We start from the raw sequence: 24,086 nt of genomic DNA, 5'->3' as shown, positions 1-24,086 counted from the left end.
GGGATCAGTCGATGTCCTCGACGATTTCGCCGTAAGGTATCGACTCGTCCAAGTGGGCTTGATGACCCGTGGGACCAGTGTTGTAGGTGATCCTGACGCCGTGGCGTTGATCCGCCGCTGACTGCAGCAGGACAGGGCGGACGGCGTCCACAACATGCTGGGTTTGGCTCGCTAGGTAGTTCTGGTAGGCGGCTGGTAGCTGGTGCATGGCAAAAGGATAGACCCGCGGCGTCCGCATGGGGAGGGCTGCCCATTGCGGCTTTTTTGGACCCCGACTTGGATAGAGTGGCCAAACAACGCCAGCAAGGAGACCACGAGTGCAACAGACCACTGCCACGGCCGGCATTGACGCCCCGGACATGGCCCGTGCCCAGCAGCTCGTGGGTAGCATTGTCCGCAGTTTCGAAAATAAGGTGGTGGGCCAAACCCGCCTGCGCGAGACCTTGGTCCTTGGTCTTTTGACTGGCGGTCACGTGCTTCTCGAGAGCGTTCCGGGGCTGGCGAAAACGACGGCGGCCCAAGCCATTGCCGAATCGGTCAGCGCAGAGTTCCGCCGGATCCAGTGCACGCCGGACCTTCTTCCCAGCGACATCGCCGGTACGCAGATCTTCGACGCTGCGAAGGGGACGTTCGTTACCCAGCTCGGCCCGGTCCACGCCAACATCGTTTTGCTTGACGAAATCAACAGGTCCAGCGCTAAGACCCAGAGCGCCATGTTGGAAGCCATGCAGGAACGGCAGACATCCATTGGCGGGGAGTCCTATCCGCTGCCCAAGCCGTTCCTGGTACTGGCAACGCAGAACCCTATTGAGCAGGAAGGGACCTACCGCCTCCCCGAGGCCCAGATGGACAGGTTCATGCTCAAGGATGTGTTGGACTATCCAAGCCCGGCCGAGGAAGCAGAGGTCATCCGGCGGATCGATGCCGGAGTGTTCAACCCGGATTTGAAGCCGCCTGCCGCAGCATCGTTGGATGCAGTGCTCCAGGTTCAGGAGCTGGTGCGCAGGGTTTACATCGATCCGGCCATTGTCAGGTACATCGTGGGGTTGGCCTACGTCACCCGCAACGCAAGCCAGTACCTCGAACCCCAACTTGCCGGCCTGGTTGAGTTCGGTGCCAGTCCACGGGCAAGCATTGCCTTCAGCCAAGCGGCAAGGGCCCTTGCCCTGCTCAACGGCCGCGACCACGTCATCCCGGAAGACGTCAAGAACCTTGCCCACCGCGTCCTGCGCCACCGCATCATTCTCGGCTTCGATGCCGTCGTTGAGGGGATCTCCGTGGAAACCGTCATCGATGCCGTCCTGGCTTCGGTGCAGACGCCGTAACGGACAAGCCATTGCCGAGCCTTCTCCGCCGCGTGAAATCCAGGATGTTCATCTTCGCCCATCGCCGCACCCTCACGTTGCTGGACGGCGAGTACGGTTCCGTCTTCAAGGGCCGAAGCCTGGACTTTGATGAATTGCGAGCCTATGTCCCGGGAGATGAAGTCAGGGACATCGATTGGAAGGCCACCGCCAGGCACGGATCACCGCTGGTCAAGCGCTACGTGGCTGTGCGGCGCCATTCGGTGCTGCTCCTGGTGGACACGGGACGGAACATGGCCGCGGAGGCTTCCTCGGGTGAAGGCAAAAAGGACATCGCCGTTCACGCCGCGGGGGTCATGGGGTATCTGGCATGTCGCCATGGTGACGATGTGGGCCTGCTGCACGGCAACGAAGCCGCCTCCCTCTACGTCCCCCCGCGCACCGGAGAGGAACACCTGGAACGCCTCCTACGGGACATCGATTCACAGATAACCCTGGAGAGTCCCCATGGGAAAATCGCCAAGCAACTCGATTATGTCCTGCGATACCTGAAGGGACGGCTGCTGATTGTGGTGGTCGCCGACGAGTTCCTGCCTGATGACCATACAGAGGCGATGCTGCGCCGACTCCGGGCCCGGCACGAAGTCCTCTGGCTCACCATCCAGGACGCGGAGTTGGCGCCAACTCCGGGCAGCGTCGCAAAGGACAGCACGGACGTCCGGACCGCCGAAGCAATCCCGTCACCCCTGGCCATGGACAGCAAGGTGCAGGCCGCGTACGCCACCGCCACCGTGGAACGGACGCGGCGGCGGCGCGATACTTTCCGACGCCTCGGTATCGCCGAAGAACACACCGGTGGAAGTGAGGACGTCCTGACCGCAATCTTCACGCTCCTCGAAAAACACCGCTCCCGGGCCGCAACCACTGCAAAGCGCGGCAAAGGTGGCACCAGTGCAGGATGACTCCGGCTTCTACGAGCCACTGCACTACCAGCAGCTCTGGCTGTGGCTGGGGTTGATCCTGGTACTCCTCGTCGCAGCCTGGTACGCCTGGTTGTTCTGGCCTGCCCGCCCGGAAAAGGCCGCCCGCTTGGATGCCTTAGCCAACCCGACACTGGACACATTGCGCAACACCTGCCTGGCCGCCATCCAGGCCACGGCATCGGACGCCGACGCCGGTCGCCTGCCCGAACGTGAGGCCCACCAAAGGCTGAGCTTCCTGGTCCGCGAGTTCGCCGGACGCGCCACGGGGCTGCCCATCACCTCCATGACGCTCGAAGAACTGCGCGGCCACGGGTTGGCAGACCTCGCAACCGGGATCGCACGGATCTACCCCAACGAATTCGCCCCCATGCCCGTCCAAACCGTCAGCCAATCCGCAGTCGCAGCCCGCCAGGTGGTGCTCGAATGGAACTGAGCTACTGGTGGATCCTTCCCCTCACAGCAATCACGGTGGTTTTCGCCGCATGGCTGCACCGTCGCCATAATCCCAGACCCACCCGTGCCGTAGCCTACGGCGAGAGGCTCACCGGGCTCCCCGAGTACCAGCAGGCCCTGCGCCGGCACCGTCTGCGCTTGGCGCTCGCAGTCCTGTTGGGAGCAGTATTCCTGGCCGCCACCGCTACAGCCGCCGCCCGACCCACCCAACGGACCACCGAGCAGCCGGAAATCCGCAACAGGGACATTGTGCTCTGCCTGGACGTTTCCGGGTCCATGACCGGCACGGACGCAGCCATCGCCGGCGTCTTTCAGGAGCTGGCCAAGGAATTCGACGGCGAACGGATAGGCATGGTCATCTTCGACAGCAGCAGCGTTCAAGTGTTCCCGTTGACCGACGACTACGAATACGCGGCAGAACAGCTCAAGCTCGCCAAGGAAGCACTCGACGACGGGGCCGGATCGTTCTTCGACGGCACCTGGAACGGCGAAGGCTCCTCCCTGATCGGAGACGGACTGGCTTCCTGCGTCCAAAGCTTCCCGGACACGCACCCCAGCGGGGAACAAGGGACAGCGAAGCGTTCGCGGTCAGTGGTGCTGGCAACGGACAACTTCCTCTCCGGGGAGCCGATCTTCACCCTGGACGAGGCCGTGGCGCTGGCGGCGACCAAGAATGTCAAGGTGCACGCCCTTAACCCCGGGGACGTGGACTACGGTGGCCGAACCGACCAGCCAGGGGCTCAACTGCGGGCCGCTGCCGAGCGGACTGGAGGCTCCTACTACAAACTGGACAGCCCCGAAGCGGTCCCAGGCATAGTCCGCGACGTGCAGGCAACGGAAGCCACCAGCTACCGCGCCGCCCCGCAGGCAATCGTCACGGACACACCTGCGTGGCCACTGGGGATTGCCCTGCTGGCCGGTGCAGGAATGCTGGTCCTCGGATGGCGGCTTGAACCATGACCTTCGAACCGATTCTGCCGTGGCCGGTCCTTGTCGTGGCCGGCTTCGGCATCCTCGTCCTGACTGCCTGGACTCTGATCCCGCGGCAGGGGACCCGGCCCCACGGCAAGGTGCGGCCAGCCGCCCTCCGCAGTGCCGCCGTCGTGCTTCTTCTCATCGCCGCAATGCGGCCGGGGCTTATGGGCGGGCAGTCCGTCAGCGCTTCGTCCGAGATCGATGTCTTCTTCGTGGTGGATACCAGCACCAGCATGGCTGCAGAGGATCATCACGGCACCGAAACGCGATTGGCCGGGGTCAAACAAGACGTGACGGCAGTCGCGCGGGAACTTGCGGGGGCCAAATTTTCGCTGATCACCTTTGACAGCAAAGCCACAGTCCTTATGCCGCTCACACAGGACGCCACGGCACTGCAGACCGCCATGGCCACGCTTCAACCGCAGAGGGCACGCTACGCGTCGGGCAGCAGCGTCACCATCGCGGCCAACCTCTTGAAGGACAGGCTCGACGCCGCCCAGAAGCAACATCCGGGTCGACCTGCGCTGGTCTTTTACGCCGGCGACGGAGAAAACACCAGTGCAGAGACGCCGACGCCCATGGATGCCACCAACGTTGCCGGGGGAGCAGTCCTGGGCTACGGTACCGGCGAAGGTGGCCGGATGAGGGAATCGGCTGACGGCGGCGCCGGGTATGTCAAAGACAAGGGTTCCAACGAGGCGAAGGATGCTGTGTCGCGTATTGACGAAGCACAGCTCGGGCGCATCGCGGACCAGCTCCACGTCCCTTATGCCCACCGGACGGGCGCAGAGCCGACCTCCGACATTCTCCGTGGCGTCCAGCTGGGAAAGCTGACCACCACCGGAGGCGACGGTCCCGGCCGGGTGGAGCTTTACTGGCTGTTTGCCCTGGCGGCGTTCCTCCTGGCAATGCACGAACCCCTGCGACATTCCTTTGAGCTCGCCAACCTGCGCCGGCCCTTGCGGAAGGAGCCGGACCTGTGAGCCTCCGAACGGCACGACGCCGGCGTCTCCGGCTGGTGATCTGGTCAGCTCTTCCAGTCCTCCTGGTCCTCGCGGTCGCTGCGAAACTCCTCAGCGTCGGCCTGCTGGGCAGTGCTGCGGGGGAGTTGTTCCGGAACGGACAGCACGACGAACTGGCGCGGGCAGCATCGTGGCTTGGCGTAGCCAACATAGTGGAGCCGTATAAGGCGCCCTTCGCTTCCGGTGATGCCCACGTGCTGGCGGGGGAGTTCGCGGCAGCCCGAACCGATTTCGAGGCCGCGTTACATGCGGGGGCCGGTGACGATGAATGTAAGGTCCGCGTCAATCTGGTCCTGAGTATCGAGAAGCTGGGCGACGCGGCGGCGGACAGGGGCACGGCAGCCCGGTTGTTCAAGGAAGCGTTGGATGCCGCGAACGCTGCTCCGGAGAAGTGCCGTGAAGCCGGATCCGCCAATGCGGACGGCGAAGGATCAACATTGGATTCGGCTGCCGCTCGGCTCTCGGGCAAGATCCAGGGCACGGACAGAAAGGCCGGCGATGCACCGACCGCGCCGGACAAAGCAACCGACCCTCAGTCCGGGAAACTGAAGGAACTCAGGGACAGCGCGCAGCAGGCACAGCAGGAGCGGGCCGAAGGCCAGCAACGCGACGAATACCTGCGGGGTCCCGATAATGGGCCGGGAGTTGACAGGCCATGGTGACCGACCGCCGTCGGCGTTTAATGGAGCTCTACTCCCACAGGATTTCGTCGTCCACCACGCCGTCCTCATCGGCGGCGACCACCAGGAGTTCGTCAGTGAAGTGCGAGCCGAGGGTGAAATCCAACACGAAGTATCGCTCGGGTTGCCCCGGGTAGATGGCCACGTGCCCCAATTTGAGGGCATTCAGGAAGACATCATTGGTGAGCTGGCCCTTGTCCCGGACACCGAAAACGGACTCCAACTGCTCCTCTTTGAGCTGTGAGCTGTGGAAATGCAGGAACTGTTGGGGGTTGGTGCCGTCCTGGTCGAGTTCATCGGCAATCATCTCCCGGACCTGGTCCACCAGTTCGGGCAGGAAGCGCAGGCGATAGTCCACTTTGCGCATAGCGGCTTCGTCGAAGTGATCGTGGGCAGTGACGTTGAGGTCAAGTTCCAGCGGATTGCCGCCGAGTTCATGCTTGGCAACGAAGCAATGTTCACTGCCGTGGTTGAGCTCGACTTCCCCGAAATGTTTGCTCGCTAGCTTGCCCATGTGATCAATCTAACCCCAACCACCGGCGGGTTCCAGCAATTGCGAATATTTCACTTGCGCCGCTGTGAGCCCTTGACGGGCGCGGTTTTCAGGGGGTGCAGGCCGCTTCTTCCGGAGGAGTCCCTGAGCGTGTCGGCCAGCAGTTGGGTGAACAATTGCACCTGCGCGGTGCGCTTTTCGTTGATGAGCAGGGCGAACACATTGCGGGCCAGCCTGATGTCCGGGACGTCCAGGACCACGACGCCGGGCGGCCGGTTCCGCAGGGCCAGTTCCGGTACCAGCGAAGCACCAAGGCCGGCTGCGGTCATCTCCAGGCTGGCATGGAAGTCGTCACTGTAGGCCACCACACGAGGGTGCAGGTTGCAGCTGGCGAACAGGCGCTCAATGACCAAGGCATCGCTGGTGCCAGGGTGGTGGACAATCCACGGCATGTCGGAAAGGTGGGCCGCCTCGATTTCGGCATCTTCGCGGATCTTCCACGACGCGGGCAGGACAACGCGGAAGTCGTCGTCGCCGATCCACTGCCGTTCAAGCGAGTGGGGCCACGCCAGCCCGGACTGCCCCACCTGGTAGACCAGCGCCACATCCAGTTCGCCGCCGCTGCGCAGCCCTTGGATGGTTTGTGCCGGTTCAGCCACTGAGACCTTTAACTCAATGCTCAAACCGTTCCAGCGGTCGTTCCGCAGGATGTCCGGCAGGACGTAGGTGGCGAGGCTGGGAAAGATGCCCAACCTGAGTTCCTGCGCGGGGGAGTCGTTGGTCCTGGACGCGGCGGCCATCAGGGCCTCGACATCGGTGAGCACCTTGGAAGCGTGCCGTGTCATGGTCAGCGCCGCCTCGGTGGGGACCACACTGCGCGCCGACCGCTGGAAGAGTTCGACGCCGGTATCACGTTCCAGCGCGGCCATCTGTTGGGAGACTGCAGAGGCGGTGTAACCGAGCTGTGCAGCGGCGGCGGCGAACGAGCCAAGGCGGGTCACCTCCATGAGCGTGCGGAGGTGGAGGAGGTTGACCATCAGCCGATTTTAGCTGTTCGCCACGCCACATTTTCAAAGTGTCACGACACGCCGTATCCGCGCGACACGCTGAAGATTAAATGTGGCTAAGTAGTCCACAGGGTGTGGATGACATCTCTCATTTTGGCGGAATCCCGGACATTTTGAACCCCCCGCCCTGTGGACGAGCGGTGGATTGAATGACATACTTGTAATACATCATCTTGGGGTTCCAGTTCGGCGGTTGCACTACATGTAGTATCGATTTACGGATTGAGCGGGAAACCAGCACAAGACAAAATCAGAGCGTGTTGGCTGTCACGGCAGCCCGCGGGCCGGTATCGGATTCAGTAATCAGTTCCGGTTGAGCCCGCCAGATACGAAGAGAATCAGACTTCAACTTAGGGGACAGGGATCATGACCGTAACGGTTTACACGAAGCCGGCCTGTGTTCAGTGCAACGCAACCTACCGGGCACTCGATAAGAAGGGCATTGCCTACCAGAGTGTCGACATCTCCCAGGATGCCGAGGCCCTTGAGCGCCTCAAGGCACTGGGTTACATGCAGGCTCCCGTCGTCGTGACCGAGCAGGACCACTGGTCTGGATTCCGCCCGGACAAGATCGAGGAGCTGGCCCAGGCCGTTTCCTCCGTGGCCTGACTTTCGCCACCACACACCAAGAATTCCTATGTAGTTGAGGTGACTCCCATGGCACCGCTGGCAGCGGCCACCGTACGCAAGGCGACGGAAGCTGTGACCACGAGGAGTCACCTCATCTACTTTTCCTCCACCTCTGAGAACACCAAAAGATTCGTCCAGAAACTGGGCAGGGATGCTGCACGCATCCCGCTGTACGCCCAGGACGCCCCGCTCCAGGCCCTTGAGCCTTTCGTTCTTGTGCTGCCTACTTACGGGGGCACCAACGGCGAAGGTTCGGTGCCGAAACAGGTCATCAGGTTTCTGAACGATCCCGGGAACAGGAAGCTGATCCGGGGTGTTATCGGAGCGGGGAACACAAACTTCGCGGACAACTATTGCGCAGCGGGAGACATCATCTCCGTCAAGTGCAAAGTGCCGCATCTTTACAAATTTGAACTCATGGGGACGCCAGAAGACGTCCAACGGGTCAACGAAGGGCTGGAAAAGTTTTGGACACAACTGTCGCAGAAACAGAAGTAACCGGGGGCGCTGTGGACACGGCCAAGAAGCCGCTGCCTGAGGCTTACAAGGGCCTCGGCTATCACGAACTCAACGCCATGCTGAACCTGTATGGCCCCAACGGTGAGATCCAGTTCGAAGCCGACCGTGAAGCTGCGCATCAGTACTTCCTGCAGCATGTGAACAACAACACCGTCTTCTTCCACGACCTGGAAGAGAAGCTCGACTACCTGGTGAAGAACCAGTATTACGAGCGAGAGACGCTTGACCAGTACACGATGAACTTCATCCGCGACCTCTTCAACCGCGCGTACAAGAAGAAGTTCCGTTTCGAGACCTTCCTGGGCGCCTTCAAGTTCTACACGTCCTACACGCTCAAGACTTTTGACGGCAAGCGTTTCCTTGAGCGCTACGAAGACCGCGTCTGCATGGTTGCCCTGCACCTTGCCCGCGGCAACGAAGACCTCGCCAACCGCCTCGTCGACGAAATCATCGACGGCCGTTTCCAGCCTGCCACCCCCACGTTCCTCAACGCCGGCAAGGCCCAGCGTGGCGAGCTCGTCTCCTGCTTCCTGCTCCGAATCGAAGACAACATGGAGTCGATCGCCCGCGCCATCAACTCCGCACTTCAGCTCTCCAAGCGTGGCGGCGGTGTAGCGCTCTCGCTCACCAACATCCGCGAGCACGGCGCCCCGATCAAGCAGATCGAGAACCAGTCCTCCGGCGTCATCCCTGTCATGAAGCTCCTCGAAGACAGCTTCTCCTACGCAAACCAGCTCGGTGCCCGCCAGGGTGCAGGTGCCGTCTACCTGCACGCACACCACCCGGACATCCACCGCTTCCTGGACACCAAGCGCGAGAACGCCGACGAGAAGATCCGTATCAAGACCCTTTCCCTGGGTGTTGTGGTCCCGGACATCACGTTCGAGCTCGCCAAGAAGAACGAGGACATGTACCTCTTCTCGCCGTACGACGTCGAGAAGGTCTACGGCGTTCCGTTCTCCGATATCTCGGTGACCGAGAAGTACTACGAGATGGTCGATGATTCCCGGATCAAGAAGACCAAGATCAGCGCCCGCGAGTTCTTCCAGACCCTCGCGGAGATCCAGTTCGAGTCCGGCTACCCGTACATCATGTTCGAGGACACCGTAAACCGGGCCAACCCGATCGACGGCAAGATCACCATGAGCAACCTCTGCTCGGAGATCCTGCAGGTTTCCTCGCCGTCCATCTACGCCGAGGACCTCAGCTACGAGACCGTGGGCAAGGACATCTCCTGCAACCTCGGTTCCATGAACATCGCCAAGACCATGGATTCGCCGGACTTCGGTCTCTCCATCGAGACGTCCATCCGTGCCCTGAGTGCTGTGTCGGATATGTCCTACATCAACTCGGTGCCGTCCATCGCGCAGGGCAACGCCCAGAGCCACGCGATTGGCCTTGGCCAGATGAACCTGCACGGCTACCTTGCCCGTGAGCACGTCCACTACGGTTCCGAAGAGGGCCTGGACTTCACCAACATCTACTTCTACACGGTGCTGTTCCATGCTCTGCGCGCTTCCAACCGCCTGGCCATCGAGACCGGCCAGAAGTTCGGCGGCTTCGAGAAGTCCACCTACGCCAGCGGCGAGTTCTTCGACAAGTACACCGAGCAGGAGTGGACCCCGGAGACCGAGCGCGTTCGCGTGCTCTTCGCCGGTCACCACATCCCCACCCAGGATGACTGGCGCGAGCTGAAGGCTTCTGTCATGGAGCACGGTATCTACAACCAGAACCTCCAGGCCGTACCGCCGACCGGTTCCATCAGCTACATCAACAACTCCACCTCGTCGATCCACCCGGTGGCCGCCAAGATCGAAATCCGCAAGGAAGGCAAGATCGGCCGCGTCTACTACCCGGCTCCGTACCTGACCAACGACAACCTGGAGTACTACCAGGATGCCTACGAAATCGGCTACGAGAAGATCATCGACACCTACGCCGCTGCCACGCAGCACGTGGACCAGGGCTTGTCCCTGACGCTGTTCTTCAAGGACACGGCCACCACGCGTGACATCAACAAGGCGCAGATCTACGCATGGCGCAAGGGCATCAAGACCCTCTACTACATCCGTCTCCGCCAGCTCGCGCTGGAAGGGACTGAGGTTGAAGGCTGCGTTTCGTGCATGTTGTAACCGATATCGGTTGATATTTGCGGCGGTTGCCGCTCGAAAACTAAAGAGTACGACGGCGGGTCACCACCCGCCGTCGTAGGCTTACCTCAAGAACACCATCGCTTAAGGGGATGAAATGACCGAAAAGGTCAAGCTGCTGACACACGTCGAGGCCATCAACTGGAACAAGATCCAGGACGACAAGGACGTGGAAGTCTGGAACCGACTGGTCAACAACTTCTGGCTGCCGGAGAAGGTGCCGCTGTCCAACGACGTCCAGTCGTGGCACACGCTGACCCCGGAAGAGCAGCAGCTCACCATGCGCGTCTTCACGGGCCTGACCCTGCTGGACACCATCCAGGGCACCGTCGGGGCAGTCTCACTGATTCCCGATGCCATCACTCCGCATGAAGAAGCTGTGTACACCAACATCGCCTTCATGGAGTCGGTGCACGCCAAGTCCTACTCGTCCATTTTCTCCACCCTGTGCTCCACCAAGGAGATTGACGACGCTTTCCGCTGGTCCCTCGAAAACGAGAACCTGCAGAAGAAGGCCCAGATCGTCATGGACTACTACCAGGGCGACGACCCCCTGAAGCGCAAGGTTGCTTCCACCCTGCTGGAAAGCTTCCTGTTCTACTCGGGCTTCTACCTGCCCATGTACTGGTCCTCACGTGCCAAGCTCACGAACACGGCCGACCTCATCCGCCTCATCATCCGTGACGAGGCCGTGCACGGTTACTACATCGGTTACAAGTTCCAGAAGGGCCTGGAGAAGGTTTCCGAGGCCCGCAAGCAGGAAATCAAGGACTACACGTTCGAGCTCCTTTTTGAGCTGTACGAAAACGAAGTCCAGTACACGCATGACCTCTACGACGGAGTCGGCCTGGCCGAGGACGTCAAGAAGTTCCTGCACTACAACGCAAACAAGGCCCTGATGAACCTGGGCTACGAGGCCATGTTCCCGGCTTCCGTCACCGACGTGAATCCGGCCATCCTCTCCGCCCTGTCCCCGAATGCCGACGAGAACCACGACTTCTTCTCCGGCTCCGGATCCTCCTACGTGATCGGCAAGGCCGTGAACACGGAGGATGAGGACTGGGAGTTCTAACCCTCTGACAAAGCCCCTGACGCGTCATGCGCCAGGGGCTTTGACGTTAACCACCAACGGAGACCGGCATGACTAAGTAGCTGATTTAGTTTCCCAGCGAGGCCATGGTGATCCCTGAAGGGGAATTCCAAGCTGTCGCTGACGCCGCCCATGCAGTGATCGAAGAGGCTAAAGAAGCAGACGTTTACGTCTTCGGTGGCGGCATCGATGAGGACGTGGAGCCTGTGCGCGTGGCGCCGGACGGCACGGTGGAACCCGGCACCTATCCTGGGCTTGGGGTGCCCAACGGCGGCTACACGGTCCCGGAGTTGCCCATCCGTGAAGCAGCCATCGAATGGGCAGCCAAGATCGCTGTGGCCTGTCGGTGCGCCCAGGAACTGAGGGAGTTCCAATACGATCCCGCGAGCTAGGTTCTTCGGTACCCGGGCAGTGGTGGAGCTTGTGATTGGTAGCTGTGGCCGGTGGGTGTGGTGATTCTGAGCGTGTGCCGGCTTCCTGCTTCCGGCGTCGCCGTCCAGCCGGGGTTTTCTTTGGTGTGGTTGCAGGCTTCGCAGAGTCCGGTGCCGTTGTCGACCGTGGTGGGACCGCCTGAATGCCACGGAATGACGTGGTCCAGGTGTCGGATGGGCGCGTCGCAGTAGGGGGTGCGGCAGGTGTTGTCGCGTGTTTCGATGAATCCTCGTATTCCGGGTGGGAAGAAACGTGCCCGTGAGTCGGTGGCGAGCAGTTCACCGGTTCCCGGGGCGGTGTAGAGCCGGCGGACCCAGACGTTGAAGTCCTGGTAGTAAGCCCCGGGCCCGTCACTGCCGTTTTCGTTACCGGCTTGCCCGTCGCCGTCTTGCCTGTTGCTGAGCAGTTCCCTGGCCCAGCCGGCGGGGACGATGCCGTAGCCGTTCAGCCGTGCCGGTTCGCTGTCTCCGGCCAGGAGGGTCCTGTCGGTCATGACCAGTTGCAGGTCGATACCCGTGTACCCGGCCGCGGTGCCGGTGGTCCGTTCGACCAGGGTGTCGGCCATGACCTGTCCCTTGGACCGGGTATCACCGTCGGACCGGGCCGTACCAGCGTGCCGGGTCAGTGCCGCGAACACGGCGACGCCTTGGGCGACGGGCAACAGGGCGGTCAGGTAGGTCATGGTGTCCGGTGCGGGGCGGAGGCTAACGTACCGTTCGGACGCGGCGTGGGCTGCCCGTTCGGTCACGGTGCGAGGGTCCCGCCGGTACGCGGCTGCCTTCACGGCGGCAGTGATGGCTTTGTCCCCGGCTCCGTCGAACGTGCCGGTGTCGGGGGCGAGTTCCTCATCCACCGCGGCCCGGTGCTCAACAGATAAGCACGCCGTTTCCTTCACCAGCAGCGTGGCCCGCCACTCGTTCAACTGCCCGGATTCCAGCGCGGCCATGGTGTGCGGCATTTCCGTGACCAGAGCCTTGGCCAGGCCCAGCAGCCGGGAGCCTTTGTTCGGTGACTCCCGCCGGGCCAACGCCACCTGCGCCCCAATACCCTTGCCCCGCTCCGAAGCCGGGATACCTTTCTCTGCCTGTTCCTGCCGCTGGGCCAGGTCAAACGCCACAGCGATCTTGGCTTGCAAGCTCGAGATTGCCGACTTCATGTCCTCCAGCACCCGCAACTGCTGGATCAGGTCACCACTGACCGTGTTTTCCGGCCCGTAACCAGCGTCACCGGCAATGGTCGCAGCAGCGGAACGAACCGGCGCAGACATAGCCACCGCACCCGACTGCCCCTCCCGAACCTGCTCCATGAGAACACTCTCCCAGCAGGCACCGACAAAATAGGGCCACCAGTTGATGAGGCAAAATGTCGTGACTGGTCAGCCCACCGGTATATGGTGCAGTAGTTTCCGGAGGGCCCGAACTGTCCTTACATTCATAATTCGGATCTCCCACTCACGGACAGTCACCGGTGGTTGTTTCAGAGGCTTTTTGTGCTTTTCATTCAGGTGCTTTCGCGAAGAGAACTGCGCTAAGAGGGCAAAGACCGTAAGGGCCACTGTGCCGATAGCCAGCCAAAGCCCGAGCCCGTGGTCGTCCGAACCAGTCAGCCAGATGGCAATGAGCGTTGAGTTGACCACAAACGTGACTGCCAAGCCCAGCGTCGCCAAGGTCAGCAGCCAGGAGTATCCGCGTACTCGGAGCCTTGCTAGCTCAAGCAGGTCCAGTCCGTGTTGACGGTCAGAGGCGATATGCGATGCCCAGCTCTTCCTGAGCGCGCCGTTGCCTGCTGTAAGATCCGCCTCATACCGGCGAAGGGCCGCATTAGCCGATGCCAGCTCATCGTGGGAATGGGCGAGCGACTGCCGCATGGACAACACCTCTCGCTCAAGTCTCGCAACCTTTCGGCGCTCGGCGCCAAGGCTTTCCTTGAAGGACGTCGGGTACTTTTTCCCGGGTGCCGCGGCGCTGACTGAGGGGGTCGTTATGGCAACTGCGGCGGCTGTCGGTGTCGTGAAAGATGCCGTGGCTGCCCGGTCAACGATGGATACGTCCTGACGGTGCCCAATGCCGGTGATAACAGGCACGGGCGACTCGAGGATGGCACGCGCCAATCCTTCATCCTGGAATCCCCGCATCGACCGCCAGTGCCCGCCGCCGCGCGTAATGACTACAAGATCATGGCCGTTCCTGCGCGCTTCATCACAAAAGTCTCGGAGCGTCGCGGCTGCCGACTGACCACCCAAGCTCATGTGACGATACGTGATTTCCGGCTTTTCCCCACTCTTCGCAATGCTCAGGTGGTGCTTGAAGTCCTCGACGCCCTGAGATTTTTCCGGCGAGATCACAGTGATCTTGCGTAATCGTCCCAACGAAAAACCGTCTTTGGCGTCCTCATATATGGCGTCATCATCGGCGTGGAGTCTCGAGTGACACGGAAATTCTGCCTTGAGGGTTTGAAGCGTTTGGCGATCCTTCAGGAGCATCGCACCGTTCAGGGAGAAATGCGATGAAATGTCAGTGACTTTCAAATAAATGTCGCCGGTCTCGGGCCACATCCGCAGCTGTCCGGAAACCTCCAGTTCCATGCCGTCAATCATGGCCGCCCTGAAGTTCTCTCCAGCCGTATCGAAGGCCCTTTTGATCGTAGCCAGTTCGGCATTCCACACCCTCGCTGGGAGGACAAAGGTCCGCTCGCCGCTCACCGTCACCAGATCAAAGGTCCAGCCCGACGCTTTGGGTTCTGCGTTCCGACACTCGGCAATGACGGTGGTGGCCAGCGCCTGCAGGGGACCGCGAATCTCCTCATACACTTGTTGAACACTTTTGGCCGATGGCGGCCAATCTTCCAATCCGTTATCGATTCCCGTCATTCCCGAATGCTCCCCTCCGTCGGGTCATGGTTACGTCTGAATAGTAGTGATGTGGTGCGGCCTTTTCTGACGGTATGAACCGTCCCACCCTTGTCCGCGTCCCAACTTCAGGGCAAGATATTGGCCAACTTCGAGAAGGACGTCCCATGGTGCAGCTTGAGAAATTCGAAAAGTACTTGATCGAGGAGTTCTACGACGATTACCGCTCCGGTGACATGTCGCACGGGACGTTCACCAGGCGCGTTGCCTTCATCATGGGCAGCATGACAGCCACTGCGGCGGCCATGACGTTGGTGGGCTGTACACCGCAGGAGATACCGAGGGCAACGGATCCTATGCCGACCCCAACCGCCACCGGACCGGCGGCACCAAAAGGCACTGCCACAACGGCTGTGCCCAACGCCAAAAGTCCGCTGTCTGTCCCGGAAGGCGCAGCGGGGCTGACCACGGCCACAGCCAATTTCCAGTCTCAAGGAACCCAAATCAGTGGTTACCTGGCCCGGCCCGAGGACGGAGGGCAACACCCCGCCGTGCTGATCTGCCACGAAAACCGAGGCCTCACCCCGCACATCCAAGACGTGGCCCGGCGCTTCGCCAAGCAAGGATACGTCGCACTGGCGCTGGACCTTCTCAGCAGGGAAGGCGGCACGGCCAACATGGACCCGGATGCCGTTCCTGGTGCGCTGACCCAGGCTGGCGCAGCACGCCATGTCGGTGACTTCAAAGCCGCCTTCGAGTACCTCAACGGCCAGGACTTCGTCGAAGGAGGCCGTATCGCCATGATCGGTTTCTGCTTCGGCGGTGGCATCACATGGCAGGCGAGCACGGAGATTCCAGGACTCCAAGCAACGAGCGCCTTCTACGGCCCGGCCCCGGACTTGGCCAAGGTGCCCACCATCAAACCGGCAGTCATGGGTGTGTATGCCGAGAAGGATGCGCGAATCACGGGCCCCATGCCCCAACTCCAGGAAGCGCTGGACAGGACCAGCGTCAAGCACAAACTCAAGGTGTATCCCGGCGTGGACCATGCCTTCCATAACGACACCAGTGACCGCTACGTGGAAGCCCAGGCAACGGCGGCATGGAACGACACACTGGCGTGGTTCAGGGACAACGTCTAGCCCCGCAACCGGGCCGCTTCGCTCGCGAGCTCTGCCTCCAACGTCGCGATGCTGGGCAGGCTGGACACCAGCTCGTCCGGCAAGGAATCCGCAAGTGAGGTCTTCCATTCCGCGATGCCCACGGGTGCGTTGAAGCCTCGGAGCGCGTACTCGGCCACCACGCTGTTCTTCTCCTTGCACAGCAGCAACCCAATGGTTGGCTTGTCGTCCGGGTGCGCCATCAGATCATCAACGGCTGCCATGTACATGCCCAGCTGCCCCAGGAACCCGGGTTCGAACTTCACTGCCTTGAGTTCAATCACCATGTAGCAACGAAGCTTCAGGTGGTAGAACAGCAGGTCGGCAAAGAATTCGTCACCGGCGACTTCGAGCCGCACCTGCTCGCCAACAAAGGCGAACCCCTGGCCAAGCTCCAACAGGAACTTCTCCACATGCTTCACCAACTGCACCTCCAGGTCCCGTTCAGTGTGTCGATCGGTCATGGCAAGGAAATCGAAAACGTAGGGATCCTTGGTTGCCTGCTGCGCGAGGTCGGAGTCCGCACGGACCATGGTGGAGGCGAAGTTGGTGATGGCTTGCCCGGAGCGTTCATGCAAGCGCGTGGAGATCTGGTGAGTCAAAACGTTCCGCGACCATCCATGCTGGGCAGCGGCCGCGGCGTACCAAAGCCGCGTGGCGGCGTCGTCGAGCTTTTCCAGCAGGGCGATCTGGTGGTACCAGGGCAATGTTGCAAGCGGCGCTTGCAACGTTGGGAAGTCCGGCCAAGCCTGCGCGAAGCTTTTCATGTACCGCAGGTTCCTGGGGGAGAAGCCCTTCGCTTCGGGGAACCGCGTGCGGATGTCGGCAGACAACCGGGTCACCACCTTGGCGCCCCAGCCTTGCTCCGATTCGCGTTCGGCCAGTTGCCGCCCGATGCTCCAGTAGGAGTTCAAGAGCTCACTGTTGGCCGCCGCCATCGCACGGGTGCGTCCCACTCGGACTTCCCTGGCCACGGTGTCGAGCAGCGTGGGGTACCAGTCGGGCATCGACGATGCGGCGGGAACACCCGGAAATGACGCCTCGGCGGCGAGTTCTTGGGACGGCATGTTTCTCCTGTCAGTGGCTGGTAAAACGACGGTATGGGGAGGCCCTGACAAAATAGGCGTGTGAGTGAAGCCGGTGAATTCGTGGACTACACGCTGCAGATGGAATCGACCTGGGAGAAAGCTGCCGAGACCAGCGAGCGCCTCGGCCAAGGCCTGAAGGTTTATGGTGCATCGGTAGGCGCAATACGCGGGACGGTCCGTGACGCCCTGAAGCGGTACAAGAACCTCAGCCACGACGACATCACGGCCCTGAGCTCTGAGCTGTGGGAGGAACCGGTGTTCGAGCGGCGGCTGGCAGCGGTGGTCCTGCTCCAGACAAAGGTAGCTTTGCTGGTCAACACGGACCTGACGCGCATTGAAGGCTTCATCCGGAGCGCCCGAACCCGCGAACTCGTCGAGCCCCTGGCCAAAGATGTGGCGCGGCCGTTGCTGGCCCGGCTCGAGGGTTTGGCCAAGGAGAGGGCGGAGCGGGTGCTGGAGCGATGGGCCAACGACCCGGATAGTGAACTGCAATATGCAGCCAGCCTTGCCGCCGCACCATAGCCCCTTGATAAGCACCAGCGAGCCGCCTACCGTTTCCATCAACACATGCCAGGAGCCAATTCCGTGAATTGAGAGGCAGGTTGTTCGATGAAATCACTGTGGTTGGACAGGGAGTCAGACTTCACATCCGACCCCGTCCCACAGGAGAAGCACTTTGACTCGATAGTGGTGGGAGCGGGCATCACCGGGATGCTAGCCGCGCTGCTGTTGTCGCGGTCCGGCCAACGGGTGGTGGTCTTCGAAGCCCGAACCCTGGGTGCCGTGACCACTGGAAACACCACCGGAAAGTTGAGCCTCTTGCAAGGCGGCGCGTTGTCAGCCCTGCGCAGCCAGTACCCGCTGAAGGTGGTGCAGGCGTATGTGGAGGCCAACAGGACGGGGCAGGCGTGGCTCACCCAGTACATGGAACAGCAAGCTGTCCCCTTCCAGCGCCGTACAGCCATCACCTTCGCAACCACCGACGACGGCGGCCAGCGGCTCCGCAAGGAAGCTGCGGTCTCCCGGGACGCAGGTCTGGACGTCCATTTCAGCCGTGATGCCGGCCTGCCTTTTAAGGTGGTGGAGGCGCTGGAACTTGAAGGCCAAGCGCAGATCCATCCGATGGAGGTCCTGGACGCGCTGGCCCGGGATATCCGTGAACACGGCGGCCTGGTTGTTGAAGGGGTGCAAGTTCAAAACGTCAGCGGCGACCGGCCCCTGAACGTCACCACCAGGAAAGGCAGCTTCACCGCTGACACAGTAGTGCTCGCGACAGGCACACCCATCCTGGACCGCGGCCTGTACTTTGCCAAGCTGGAGCCGAACCGGTCCTACGCAGCAGCGTTGAGAGTACCGGGCGCCATTCCCCAGGGCATGTACCTTTCCATTGATTCGCCCACGAGGTCCCAGCGCACCTACCCGGCAGCCGAGGGAGAACTGTTGCTGGTGGGCGGTTACGGGCATGCAGGTGGGCGGGCGACGTCGCCCAGACAACACCTGGAGGACCTCCTCGGATGGGCCAACCAGCACTATCCGGGTGCCGAGGTCACCCACACCTGGTCCGCCCAGGATTACCAGGCGACCAACCTTATGCCGTTCTTCGGCAAGCTTCCCCGCGGCAAGGGCCGGATCTTCTTCGGCACCGGATACAACAAGTGGGGCATGAGTAACGGGGTCGCCGCTGCCTTGGCCATTACCTCCGAGATTCTGGGTGGACACTCGGACTGGGCTACCACCATCCACCACCGCGTCACCTCGCCCAAGGGGGCGGCCGAAGCCATCCGGCACAACGCGGACATTGCCCGTCGGATGGTGGAGGACAAATCCAAGGTCAAGAACAACCCGGAAATCACTGACGAAACCCGCCCGCCAGAGGGGAGCGGCGTCGTCGGACTTTACAAGGGTGAACCGGCGGCGGTGTCCACCGTGGATGGGAAGGTCTGCAGGGTCTCGGGCAGTTGCGCGCACCTTGGCGGCTTGTTGACGTGGAACGACGCCGAGAAGACCTGGGATTGCCCTTTGCACGGATCGCGCTTCACTCCGGAAGGCAAATACCTTGAAGGTCCCGCGACCCATCACCTGCAAAAGTCCCTGGTCAGGAAGAAGGACTAACCCAATCGCTCTACGCGTCGTTGCGCCTGGTCCGCGGTGCGTCGTTGCTGGGTCGCGGCCCTGACTGCGAGCTTCTTCTTGGATTCGGCGGTGTCCGTGTCCCTGGTGAGGCCGATCAGTTCGGCTTCCAGCTCCGCCAGGCGGCGCTTGGCTTCCTCGATGTCTGACTTCACACCCGCACGGCGATCGGCCAGTTCCTTCACAGCCTCCCACGCCGCGGCCGCCGCTTGTTCCGCTTCCCGCGCCTCCTGATCGGCAGCATCGAACGCGGCGCGGGCTTCCTCCAGCGCTGCCGTCCGTTTGGCTGCCCGACGCTCGGCCAGGGACGTAGCTTCATCCTGGGGTGCATTCTTGGGCGCCCGCGTTTTCCTGGCAGGTTCCGGTTTATCCCGCTTCTTTGGCGTGTGCACCTGTTGCTCAGGCACTGTCGAGGCAGGGCGTGCAGCGTCCTCGGGACCGGCAGCCGCAACGGCGCCGTCGAGGTCGACTGCTTCGAACCCGCTGCTGCTCAGCCCCCGTACCAGCCTGCCAGTCGCCACGGCTGTCGCGGCTCCGGTATCAGCCATCGCTGCCCTCAAGGTCTGTTCGACGTCGGCAGCCGCTGCTGCGCTGAGCGGCGCTCCCAGCTCGGCGGCCAGGTCTTTGGCTGCATGCACGGCCGCAGTCAGTTCACCTTGGCGTTTCTGTCCGAGTTCGCGAAAAGCTCCAGCGTCCGACGCTTCCTGCGCGGCCCGGAGGGAACTGCCAAAACGTACGACGCCGTCAATCACCTCGGGTTTGTGAACGGCAAGCATGTTGATGGCCCAGGCTCCGGCAGCTGGCTTGGGAAGGCTGCCGATTTCCTTCGACAGCTCCTTTTCGCCGTTGTCTTTGGCTTTCCGGACCAAGGCTGTGCGCTGCGTTGTGAAGTCGCGCGGCATGACGGCGTACAGCTCCTGGGCAGCGTCGCGGAGTTCCATGGACCCATCCTAGGGTTCCTCCGGACGAACCCGGTGGACCGAATCCGCGGAGGGCGGGTACTTAGGGTAGCCTAAGTCGAGTGGACCAGATCATGAGCTTGCCCTTCGGTGTCGCCCTCGCGGCGCTCTTCGCCATCGTCATGATCCGCGTCAACGTCACGTATTGGATTGGCCGGGGAGCGGTTGCCGGCTTAGCGCACACCCGTTTGGGCAATTCCCTGGAGCGACCCAAAGCAGCCCGGGCCCAAGCGCTCATCCAGCGTTGGGGACCGTACGCCGTCGTGCTTTCCTTCCTGACCATTGGCCTGCAGACGGCCATCAACCTGGCAGCCGGCGTGGCCCGTATGCCGCTGCGCCGTTACCTCCCTGCAGCCGTTATCGGCTCCATGGTCTGGGCATTGCTGTACGCCACCATTGGCCTGGCTGCCTTGGAGGCCTGGTTGGCGGTGGCTGCGGCGTCGCCTGTGGGTGCCGCGTTGGGCGTTGCCACTTTGGCGGCGGTTGTGGTCTGGGTTGTCGTGTTCCGCCGGCGTCGGGCAGCGGCCAAATCAGCGGATACAGTGGTCTGAGTTCTACAGCTGGATCGGCGAAAGGCTTAGGTTTGACTACTGCATTACCGGATTTGGCGGACGGCGATTTCTACTACAAGTCGTTGGGATCGGGGCGCTACCGCTCGACGATCCACGCCCAGGGTGCCTGGAATCCGCATGAACAGCACATGGCCCCGGCCTCCGGCATCATCGCTGATGCTTTGGTCCGGCACGAGCCCAGGGACGATGTTCGCCTGGCGCGGATCAGCTATGAAATTTTGGGGCTCATTCCGGGCGGGGAGTTCCAGGTCACCACCTCGACGCTGAGGCCGGGCAGGACCATCGAACTCATCCAGGCCGAACTTTCAGCAGGGGGCCGGGTGGCCATCCGGGCGGCTGCATGGCGAATGATCACCAGTGACACCAGCGCTGTGGCCGCCGTCGAAGATGAACCGATGCCCGCTCCGGACGAGTGCAAACCGTGGGACGGTGCCAGCGTGTGGCCCGGCGGCTACATCCGTTCCCTGGAAATGCGCTTGGCCGAGGGGCACCGTCCGGGCTCAGGCCGAGTGTGGATCCGGACCTCGCACCCGCTGACCGATCGGGACGACAGCACGGACCTGGCACGGCTGATGGGACTCGTGGATACGGCCAACGGCATCGCCGCCCGCGTTCCGCCCGGAGAAAACAGCTACATCTTCCCCAACCTGGACCTGCAGATCCACATGTACAGGGCGCCTGCGGGCGAATGGTTGGGGTTGGACAACAAGGTCTCCTTCGGGGCAGACGGCATTGGCCTGACGTCCACCGTGCTTCACGACGTCAACGGACCGTTCGGCCGGGCCGAGCAGATCCTGACCCTGAGGAAGAGCTAGTGGGTGCGGCCACGACGGAAGTCTCGGAACGTAAACAGCTGACGGCATACCGTCAGCCCAAGTCATTGGGGGCGGCAGAGGACCTCGACTTCGCTTTGGAGCTCCTGAAACGTGCCCGGAGCGGTCAGTTGGGGCCGTCCCTGCGTCTGTACCGCCCGAAGCCGACGGTTGCCTTCGGCCAGCGCGATGCTAACCTGCCGGGTTTTGGTGCCGCCGAAGAAGCGTGCCGCGAGCTGGGGTTCGAGCCGCTGGTCCGCAAAGCCGGCGGCCGGGCGGCTGCTTACCACGAAGGCTCGCTGGTGATCGATCATGTGGAGCCCCACCCCGACGCCATCGTCCGGGCCAAGGCACGGTTTTCGGAATTTGGCGATTTGCTGGCCGGTGCCCTGCGCAGCGTTGGCGTCCACGCCGCCGTCGGAGAAATCCCGGGGGAGTATTGCCCTGGTGAGTTCAGCGTCCACGGTGAGGACCCGGACTTTCCTGCGCACCGGATCAAGCTGATCGGCACCGCGCAACGCGTGGTTTCCGGCGGTTGGCTCTTCAGTTCAGTGATCGTGGTGGAGAACTCGCAGCCCATCCGCAACGTTTTGACGGCCAGTTACGCAGCCCTCGGACTGGACTGGGATCCGGCTACCGCTGGTGCGGCAAACGACCTGCTGCCGCACCTGGATGTCAAAACCGTCGAGGACGCCGTGATCGAGGCCTACCGTGGTTACGCGGACGTCCTCGACGGCGACTTCCCGGCGCTCCTGGGTTAATGGCCACGGCGGGGCAATAACCACGGCTGGTCAATAGCCACGGCTGCGGCCGGCTGCCTCCTCGAAAAAGGTGGCAGCCGGCCGCAGCCGTCCCTTAAGGGCTAGTGTCCGCGGGCGATCCATTCGTCCAGGTGCGGGGCCTCGGAACCGATGGTGGTGGTGTCACCGTGTCCTGTGCGGACCACTGTTTCCGCGGGGAGCGGCAGCAACCGTGTACGGATGGATTCGATGATGGTGGGGAAGTCGCTGTAGGACCGTCCTGTGGCTCCTGGCCCGCCCTGGAAGAGGGTATCGCCGCTGAAGAGCGTCGCCTGGCTGGGCAGGTGGAAGGACACCGACCCCGGCGAGTGGCCGGGTGTGTGGATCGCCTCCAGTGTTGCCCCGGCAACGGTGAAGGTATCTCCGTCAGCGATGGAGTTGTCAGGATCGGCTTCCGGAAAGACATCGTGCCAGAGCATCCAGTCGTCCTTGTGCAGGTACACCGGTGCCTTGGTGAGCTCCCGGAATTCGCCGGCATAGCGGATGTGGTCGTCGTGGCCGTGTGTGAGCAGGATGGCTGTCACTGCCCGGCCGTTGACGGCGTCGACAATCGCGGAGGGATCGTGGGCGGGATCGATGACGATGCACTCCTCGGCGTCACCGATGATCCACACATTGTTATCCACCTCCCATGTTCCGCCGTCGAGGGAGAAGGTTCCGGAGGTTACGACGCGATCGATCGTGGGGTTGGATCCGGCGTTCACAGTTCAACCACCGAGCGGAGGACGGCGCCCTGGTGCATTTTGTCGAACGCTTCTTCCACCTGGTTGATGGAGATGCGCTCGGTGACGAAGGCATCGAGGTCCAACCTGCCCTGCTTGTAAAGGTCAACCAGCATGGGGAAGTCCCTGGAGGGCAGGCAGTCGCCGTACCAGGAGGATTTCAAAGAGCCGCCACGGCCAAAGACATCCAGGAGCGGCAGCTCAAGCGTCATCTCGGGGGTGGGGACGCCCACCAGGACAACGGTTCCGGCGAGATCGCGGGCGTAGAAGGCCTGCTTATAGGTTTCGGGCCTTCCGACGGCGTCAATCACCACGTCCGCTCCGAAACCGCCGGTGAGCGCACGGATTTCCTCGACGGGGTCCCCGGCAGAGGAATCGACGGTGTGGGTGGCTCCCAGTTCCTTGGCGCGTTCGAGCTTCTTGGGGTCGATGTCCACCGCGATGATGGTGGTGGCCCCTGCGAGCGCAGCGCCGGCGATGGCGGCTACGCCAACACCTCCGCAGCCGATGACGGCAACGGAGTCGCCGCGCTTGACCCCGCCGGTGTTGATCGCGGCGCCCAGACCTGCCATGACGCCGCAGCCGAGCAGGCCGACGGCGGCGGGATCGGCGTCGGAGTCTACTTTGGTGCACTGCCCGGCAGCTACGAGCGTCTTTTCGATGAACGCCCCGATGCCCAGGGCCGGCGACAACTCGGTGCCGTCCTCGAGGGTCATCTTTTGCGTGGCGTTGTGGGTGTTGAAGCAGTACTGGGCTTGACCGCGCTTACAGGCGCGGCAGTTTCCGCAGACTGCCCGCCAGTTGAGGACTACGCGGTCGCCGGGGGCGACGTCGGTGACATCGGGACCCACCGCGCTGACGACGCCGGTGGCTTCGTGGCCCAGCAGGAACGGGAAGTCGTCACTGATGCCGCCCAGCTTGTAGTGGAGGTCGGTGTGGCAGACGCCGCTGGTGAGGATGTCAACGAGGGCTTCGCCGGGTCCGGGTTCGGGTACCAAGACGGTTTCGAGGGTTGCGGGCGCGCCTTTGGAGCGGACGACGACGCCTTTGACTGCGTGGACCATGGAGAGGGTTCCCTTCGGGCTCGCGGAGAGCGGGCCCGGATAACTGCAGAAGGGCCCGCTACGGATTCCCATTCTGTCTATCACAGGTGGCAGACAGCGTGTGGATTGTTCCGGCGGACCCTGGTGCGGTTAC

The 24,086-nt window shown here is 62.4% G+C and carries 26 protein-coding genes; 17 read left to right on the top strand and 9 right to left on the bottom strand.

All coding sequences use genetic code 11. The features are described from left to right. Positions 1-4 precede the first annotated feature (4 nt). The gene (locus ACNQOP_RS02400; RefSeq protein WP_374111492.1) at positions 5-208 is read right to left on the bottom strand and encodes a hypothetical protein; all 204 of its coding nucleotides are present in this window, start codon (positions 206-208) and stop codon (positions 5-7) included. A 109-nt stretch (positions 209-317) separates the two neighbouring features. Here ACNQOP_RS02400 and ACNQOP_RS02395 point away from each other — a divergent pair, with 109 nt between their 5' ends. From ACNQOP_RS02395 to ACNQOP_RS02370, 6 genes are read left to right on the top strand one after another with little or no spacing between them, the layout of a single operon-like run. After that, positions 318-1,325, top strand: coding sequence for an AAA family ATPase (locus ACNQOP_RS02395; RefSeq protein ID WP_416403185.1), 1,008 nt, complete (start codon positions 318-320; stop codon positions 1,323-1,325). 11 nt (positions 1,326-1,336) lie between these two features. Further along, positions 1,337-2,266, top strand: a complete 930-nt coding sequence (locus tag ACNQOP_RS02390) for a DUF58 domain-containing protein (protein WP_257367950.1) — start codon at positions 1,337-1,339, stop codon at positions 2,264-2,266. Further along, a complete protein-coding gene (locus ACNQOP_RS02385) occupies positions 2,256-2,720 on the top strand; it encodes a hypothetical protein (RefSeq protein ID WP_416403184.1) in 465 nt (154 codons plus the stop codon). The genes ACNQOP_RS02390 and ACNQOP_RS02385 overlap by 11 nt, the downstream gene beginning before the upstream one ends. Continuing rightward, the gene (locus tag ACNQOP_RS02380; RefSeq protein ID WP_416403183.1) at positions 2,711-3,700 is read left to right on the top strand and encodes a vWA domain-containing protein; all 990 of its coding nucleotides are present in this window, start codon (positions 2,711-2,713) and stop codon (positions 3,698-3,700) included. The genes ACNQOP_RS02385 and ACNQOP_RS02380 overlap by 10 nt, the downstream gene beginning before the upstream one ends. Beyond that, positions 3,697-4,698 (top strand): vWA domain-containing protein, encoded by a 1,002-nt coding sequence (locus ACNQOP_RS02375; protein ID WP_416403182.1) that lies wholly within the window; start codon positions 3,697-3,699, stop codon positions 4,696-4,698. Before ACNQOP_RS02380 ends, ACNQOP_RS02375 begins: the two co-directional genes overlap by 4 nt. Continuing rightward, the gene (locus ACNQOP_RS02370; RefSeq protein ID WP_416403181.1) at positions 4,695-5,399 is read left to right on the top strand and encodes a hypothetical protein; all 705 of its coding nucleotides are present in this window, start codon (positions 4,695-4,697) and stop codon (positions 5,397-5,399) included. Before ACNQOP_RS02375 ends, ACNQOP_RS02370 begins: the two co-directional genes overlap by 4 nt. A gap of 28 nt (positions 5,400-5,427) precedes the next feature. Here the strand turns inward: ACNQOP_RS02370 and ACNQOP_RS02365 are convergent, their stop codons facing one another. Both ACNQOP_RS02365 and ACNQOP_RS02360 read right to left on the bottom strand, forming a co-directional pair. Beyond that, positions 5,428-5,931 carry a DUF2004 domain-containing protein gene (locus ACNQOP_RS02365; RefSeq protein WP_211712244.1) on the bottom strand — a complete coding sequence of 168 codons (504 nt, stop codon included), beginning with the start codon at positions 5,929-5,931 and terminating at the stop codon, positions 5,428-5,430. Positions 5,932-5,981: 50 nt separating this feature from the next. Continuing rightward, positions 5,982-6,947 (bottom strand): LysR family transcriptional regulator, encoded by a 966-nt coding sequence (locus ACNQOP_RS02360; RefSeq protein WP_416403180.1) that lies wholly within the window; start codon positions 6,945-6,947, stop codon positions 5,982-5,984. Positions 6,948-7,343: 396 nt separating this feature from the next. On the opposite strand from ACNQOP_RS02360, the gene nrdH reads away from it, so the two are divergent. The 5 genes from nrdH (at position 7,344) to ACNQOP_RS02335 (ending at position 11,758) form a co-directional block, all read left to right on the top strand. Further along, the gene (nrdH, locus tag ACNQOP_RS02355) at positions 7,344-7,586 is read left to right on the top strand and encodes a glutaredoxin-like protein NrdH (protein WP_011775022.1); all 243 of its coding nucleotides are present in this window, start codon (positions 7,344-7,346) and stop codon (positions 7,584-7,586) included. A gap of 48 nt (positions 7,587-7,634) precedes the next feature. Next, entirely contained in the window at positions 7,635-8,105 is a 471-nt protein-coding gene (nrdI, locus tag ACNQOP_RS02350; RefSeq protein WP_257367955.1) for a class Ib ribonucleoside-diphosphate reductase assembly flavoprotein NrdI, read from the top strand. An 11-nt stretch (positions 8,106-8,116) separates the two neighbouring features. After that, the gene (nrdE, locus tag ACNQOP_RS02345; protein WP_416403253.1) at positions 8,117-10,258 is read left to right on the top strand and encodes a class 1b ribonucleoside-diphosphate reductase subunit alpha; all 2,142 of its coding nucleotides are present in this window, start codon (positions 8,117-8,119) and stop codon (positions 10,256-10,258) included. Between the two features lie 115 nt (positions 10,259-10,373). Next, entirely contained in the window at positions 10,374-11,348 is a 975-nt protein-coding gene (nrdF, locus tag ACNQOP_RS02340) for a class 1b ribonucleoside-diphosphate reductase subunit beta (protein ID WP_166840537.1), read from the top strand. A 104-nt stretch (positions 11,349-11,452) separates the two neighbouring features. Then, on the top strand, positions 11,453-11,758 hold the full coding sequence (locus tag ACNQOP_RS02335; RefSeq protein WP_416403179.1) for a transcription initiation protein: 306 nt from the start codon (positions 11,453-11,455) through the stop codon (positions 11,756-11,758). Here ACNQOP_RS02335 and ACNQOP_RS02330 read toward each other — a convergent pair. Together ACNQOP_RS02330 and ACNQOP_RS02325 are read right to left on the bottom strand one after the other, a co-directional pair. Further along, positions 11,755-13,104 carry a DUF222 domain-containing protein gene (locus ACNQOP_RS02330; RefSeq protein WP_416403178.1) on the bottom strand — a complete coding sequence of 450 codons (1,350 nt, stop codon included), beginning with the start codon at positions 13,102-13,104 and terminating at the stop codon, positions 11,755-11,757. The genes ACNQOP_RS02335 and ACNQOP_RS02330 overlap by 4 nt on opposite strands. A 69-nt stretch (positions 13,105-13,173) precedes the next feature. Continuing rightward, a complete protein-coding gene (locus tag ACNQOP_RS02325) occupies positions 13,174-14,667 on the bottom strand; it encodes an exodeoxyribonuclease VII large subunit (RefSeq protein WP_416403177.1) in 1,494 nt (497 codons plus the stop codon). A 146-nt stretch (positions 14,668-14,813) separates the two neighbouring features. Between ACNQOP_RS02325 and ACNQOP_RS02320 the strand changes: the two genes are divergently transcribed. Next, positions 14,814-15,788: a dienelactone hydrolase family protein gene (locus ACNQOP_RS02320; RefSeq protein ID WP_416403176.1), complete on the top strand. Its 975-nt coding sequence runs from the start codon at positions 14,814-14,816 to the stop codon at positions 15,786-15,788. Here ACNQOP_RS02320 and ACNQOP_RS02315 read toward each other — a convergent pair. Continuing rightward, complete coding sequence (locus tag ACNQOP_RS02315) at positions 15,785-16,873, bottom strand: PDDEXK nuclease domain-containing protein (protein ID WP_416403175.1); 1,089 nt, start codon at positions 16,871-16,873, stop codon at positions 15,785-15,787. The genes ACNQOP_RS02320 and ACNQOP_RS02315 overlap by 4 nt on opposite strands. Before the next feature lie 60 nt (positions 16,874-16,933). On the opposite strand from ACNQOP_RS02315, the gene ACNQOP_RS02310 reads away from it, so the two are divergent. Both ACNQOP_RS02310 and ACNQOP_RS02305 read left to right on the top strand, forming a co-directional pair. Further along, complete coding sequence (locus ACNQOP_RS02310; RefSeq protein ID WP_257367962.1) at positions 16,934-17,416, top strand: DNA alkylation repair protein; 483 nt, start codon at positions 16,934-16,936, stop codon at positions 17,414-17,416. Between the two features lie 87 nt (positions 17,417-17,503). Next, positions 17,504-19,006: an FAD-dependent oxidoreductase gene (locus ACNQOP_RS02305; RefSeq protein ID WP_416403174.1), complete on the top strand. Its 1,503-nt coding sequence runs from the start codon at positions 17,504-17,506 to the stop codon at positions 19,004-19,006. Here the strand turns inward: ACNQOP_RS02305 and ACNQOP_RS02300 are convergent. After that, positions 19,003-19,965 (bottom strand): hypothetical protein, encoded by a 963-nt coding sequence (locus tag ACNQOP_RS02300; RefSeq protein ID WP_416403173.1) that lies wholly within the window; start codon positions 19,963-19,965, stop codon positions 19,003-19,005. The genes ACNQOP_RS02305 and ACNQOP_RS02300 overlap by 4 nt on opposite strands. A gap of 80 nt (positions 19,966-20,045) precedes the next feature. Here ACNQOP_RS02300 and ACNQOP_RS02295 point away from each other — a divergent pair, with 80 nt between their 5' ends. From ACNQOP_RS02295 to ACNQOP_RS02285, 3 genes are read left to right on the top strand one after another with little or no spacing between them, the layout of a single operon-like run. Then, positions 20,046-20,534 (top strand): DedA family protein, encoded by a 489-nt coding sequence (locus ACNQOP_RS02295; RefSeq protein ID WP_416403172.1) that lies wholly within the window; start codon positions 20,046-20,048, stop codon positions 20,532-20,534. A 32-nt stretch (positions 20,535-20,566) separates the two neighbouring features. Then, positions 20,567-21,370: a thioesterase family protein gene (locus ACNQOP_RS02290; RefSeq protein ID WP_235520815.1), complete on the top strand. Its 804-nt coding sequence runs from the start codon at positions 20,567-20,569 to the stop codon at positions 21,368-21,370. After that, positions 21,370-22,128: a lipoate--protein ligase family protein gene (locus ACNQOP_RS02285; RefSeq protein ID WP_416403171.1), complete on the top strand. Its 759-nt coding sequence runs from the start codon at positions 21,370-21,372 to the stop codon at positions 22,126-22,128. The genes ACNQOP_RS02290 and ACNQOP_RS02285 overlap by 1 nt, the downstream gene beginning before the upstream one ends. Positions 22,129-22,229: 101 nt before the next feature. Here ACNQOP_RS02285 and ACNQOP_RS02280 read toward each other — a convergent pair whose 3' ends face one another. Together ACNQOP_RS02280 and ACNQOP_RS02275 are read right to left on the bottom strand one after the other, a co-directional pair. After that, positions 22,230-22,871 carry an MBL fold metallo-hydrolase gene (locus ACNQOP_RS02280; RefSeq protein ID WP_257367968.1) on the bottom strand — a complete coding sequence of 214 codons (642 nt, stop codon included), beginning with the start codon at positions 22,869-22,871 and terminating at the stop codon, positions 22,230-22,232. Then, positions 22,868-23,953 (bottom strand): S-(hydroxymethyl)mycothiol dehydrogenase, encoded by a 1,086-nt coding sequence (locus ACNQOP_RS02275; RefSeq protein ID WP_257367969.1) that lies wholly within the window; start codon positions 23,951-23,953, stop codon positions 22,868-22,870. Before ACNQOP_RS02275 ends, ACNQOP_RS02280 begins: the two co-directional genes overlap by 4 nt. Positions 23,954-24,086: the final 133 nt, after the last annotated feature.

This window comes from Arthrobacter sp. LFS091, assembly GCF_047977885.1.
Taxonomy (GTDB): Bacteria; Actinomycetota; Actinomycetes; order Actinomycetales; family Micrococcaceae; genus Arthrobacter.
The sequence above is the reverse complement of the archived record's forward strand: the minus strand, read 5'-3'. Positions and strand labels throughout refer to the sequence as shown.

What these genes read in the sequence shown, in the direction of transcription:
- ACNQOP_RS02300 (WP_416403173.1), bottom strand. Translation starts at nt 19,965, where the DNA reads ATGGAACTCCGCGACGCTGCCCAGGAGCTGTACGCCGTCATGCCGCGC.
- ACNQOP_RS02380 (WP_416403183.1), top strand. Translation starts at nt 2,711, where the DNA reads ATGGAACTGAGCTACTGGTGGATCCTTCCCCTCACAGCAATCACGGTG.
- nrdH (WP_011775022.1), top strand. Translation starts at nt 7,344, where the DNA reads ATGACCGTAACGGTTTACACGAAGCCGGCCTGTGTTCAGTGCAACGCA.
- nrdF (WP_166840537.1), top strand. Translation starts at nt 10,374, where the DNA reads ATGACCGAAAAGGTCAAGCTGCTGACACACGTCGAGGCCATCAACTGG.
- ACNQOP_RS02330 (WP_416403178.1), bottom strand. Translation starts at nt 13,104, where the DNA reads ATGGAGCAGGTTCGGGAGGGGCAGTCGGGTGCGGTGGCTATGTCTGCG.
- ACNQOP_RS02375 (WP_416403182.1), top strand. Translation starts at nt 3,697, where the DNA reads ATGACCTTCGAACCGATTCTGCCGTGGCCGGTCCTTGTCGTGGCCGGC.
- ACNQOP_RS02315 (WP_416403175.1), bottom strand. Translation starts at nt 16,873, where the DNA reads ATGCCGTCCCAAGAACTCGCCGCCGAGGCGTCATTTCCGGGTGTTCCC.
- ACNQOP_RS02320 (WP_416403176.1), top strand. Translation starts at nt 14,814, where the DNA reads ATGGTGCAGCTTGAGAAATTCGAAAAGTACTTGATCGAGGAGTTCTAC.
- ACNQOP_RS02400 (WP_374111492.1), bottom strand. Translation starts at nt 208, where the DNA reads ATGCACCAGCTACCAGCCGCCTACCAGAACTACCTAGCGAGCCAAACC.
- nrdI (WP_257367955.1), top strand. Translation starts at nt 7,635, where the DNA reads ATGGCACCGCTGGCAGCGGCCACCGTACGCAAGGCGACGGAAGCTGTG.
- ACNQOP_RS02360 (WP_416403180.1), bottom strand. Translation starts at nt 6,947, where the DNA reads ATGGTCAACCTCCTCCACCTCCGCACGCTCATGGAGGTGACCCGCCTT.
- ACNQOP_RS02335 (WP_416403179.1), top strand. Translation starts at nt 11,453, where the DNA reads ATGGTGATCCCTGAAGGGGAATTCCAAGCTGTCGCTGACGCCGCCCAT.
- ACNQOP_RS02325 (WP_416403177.1), bottom strand. Translation starts at nt 14,667, where the DNA reads ATGACGGGAATCGATAACGGATTGGAAGATTGGCCGCCATCGGCCAAA.
- ACNQOP_RS02365 (WP_211712244.1), bottom strand. Translation starts at nt 5,931, where the DNA reads ATGGGCAAGCTAGCGAGCAAACATTTCGGGGAAGTCGAGCTCAACCAC.
- ACNQOP_RS02305 (WP_416403174.1), top strand. Translation starts at nt 17,504, where the DNA reads ATGAAATCACTGTGGTTGGACAGGGAGTCAGACTTCACATCCGACCCC.
- ACNQOP_RS02275 (WP_257367969.1), bottom strand. Translation starts at nt 23,953, where the DNA reads ATGGTCCACGCAGTCAAAGGCGTCGTCGTCCGCTCCAAAGGCGCGCCC.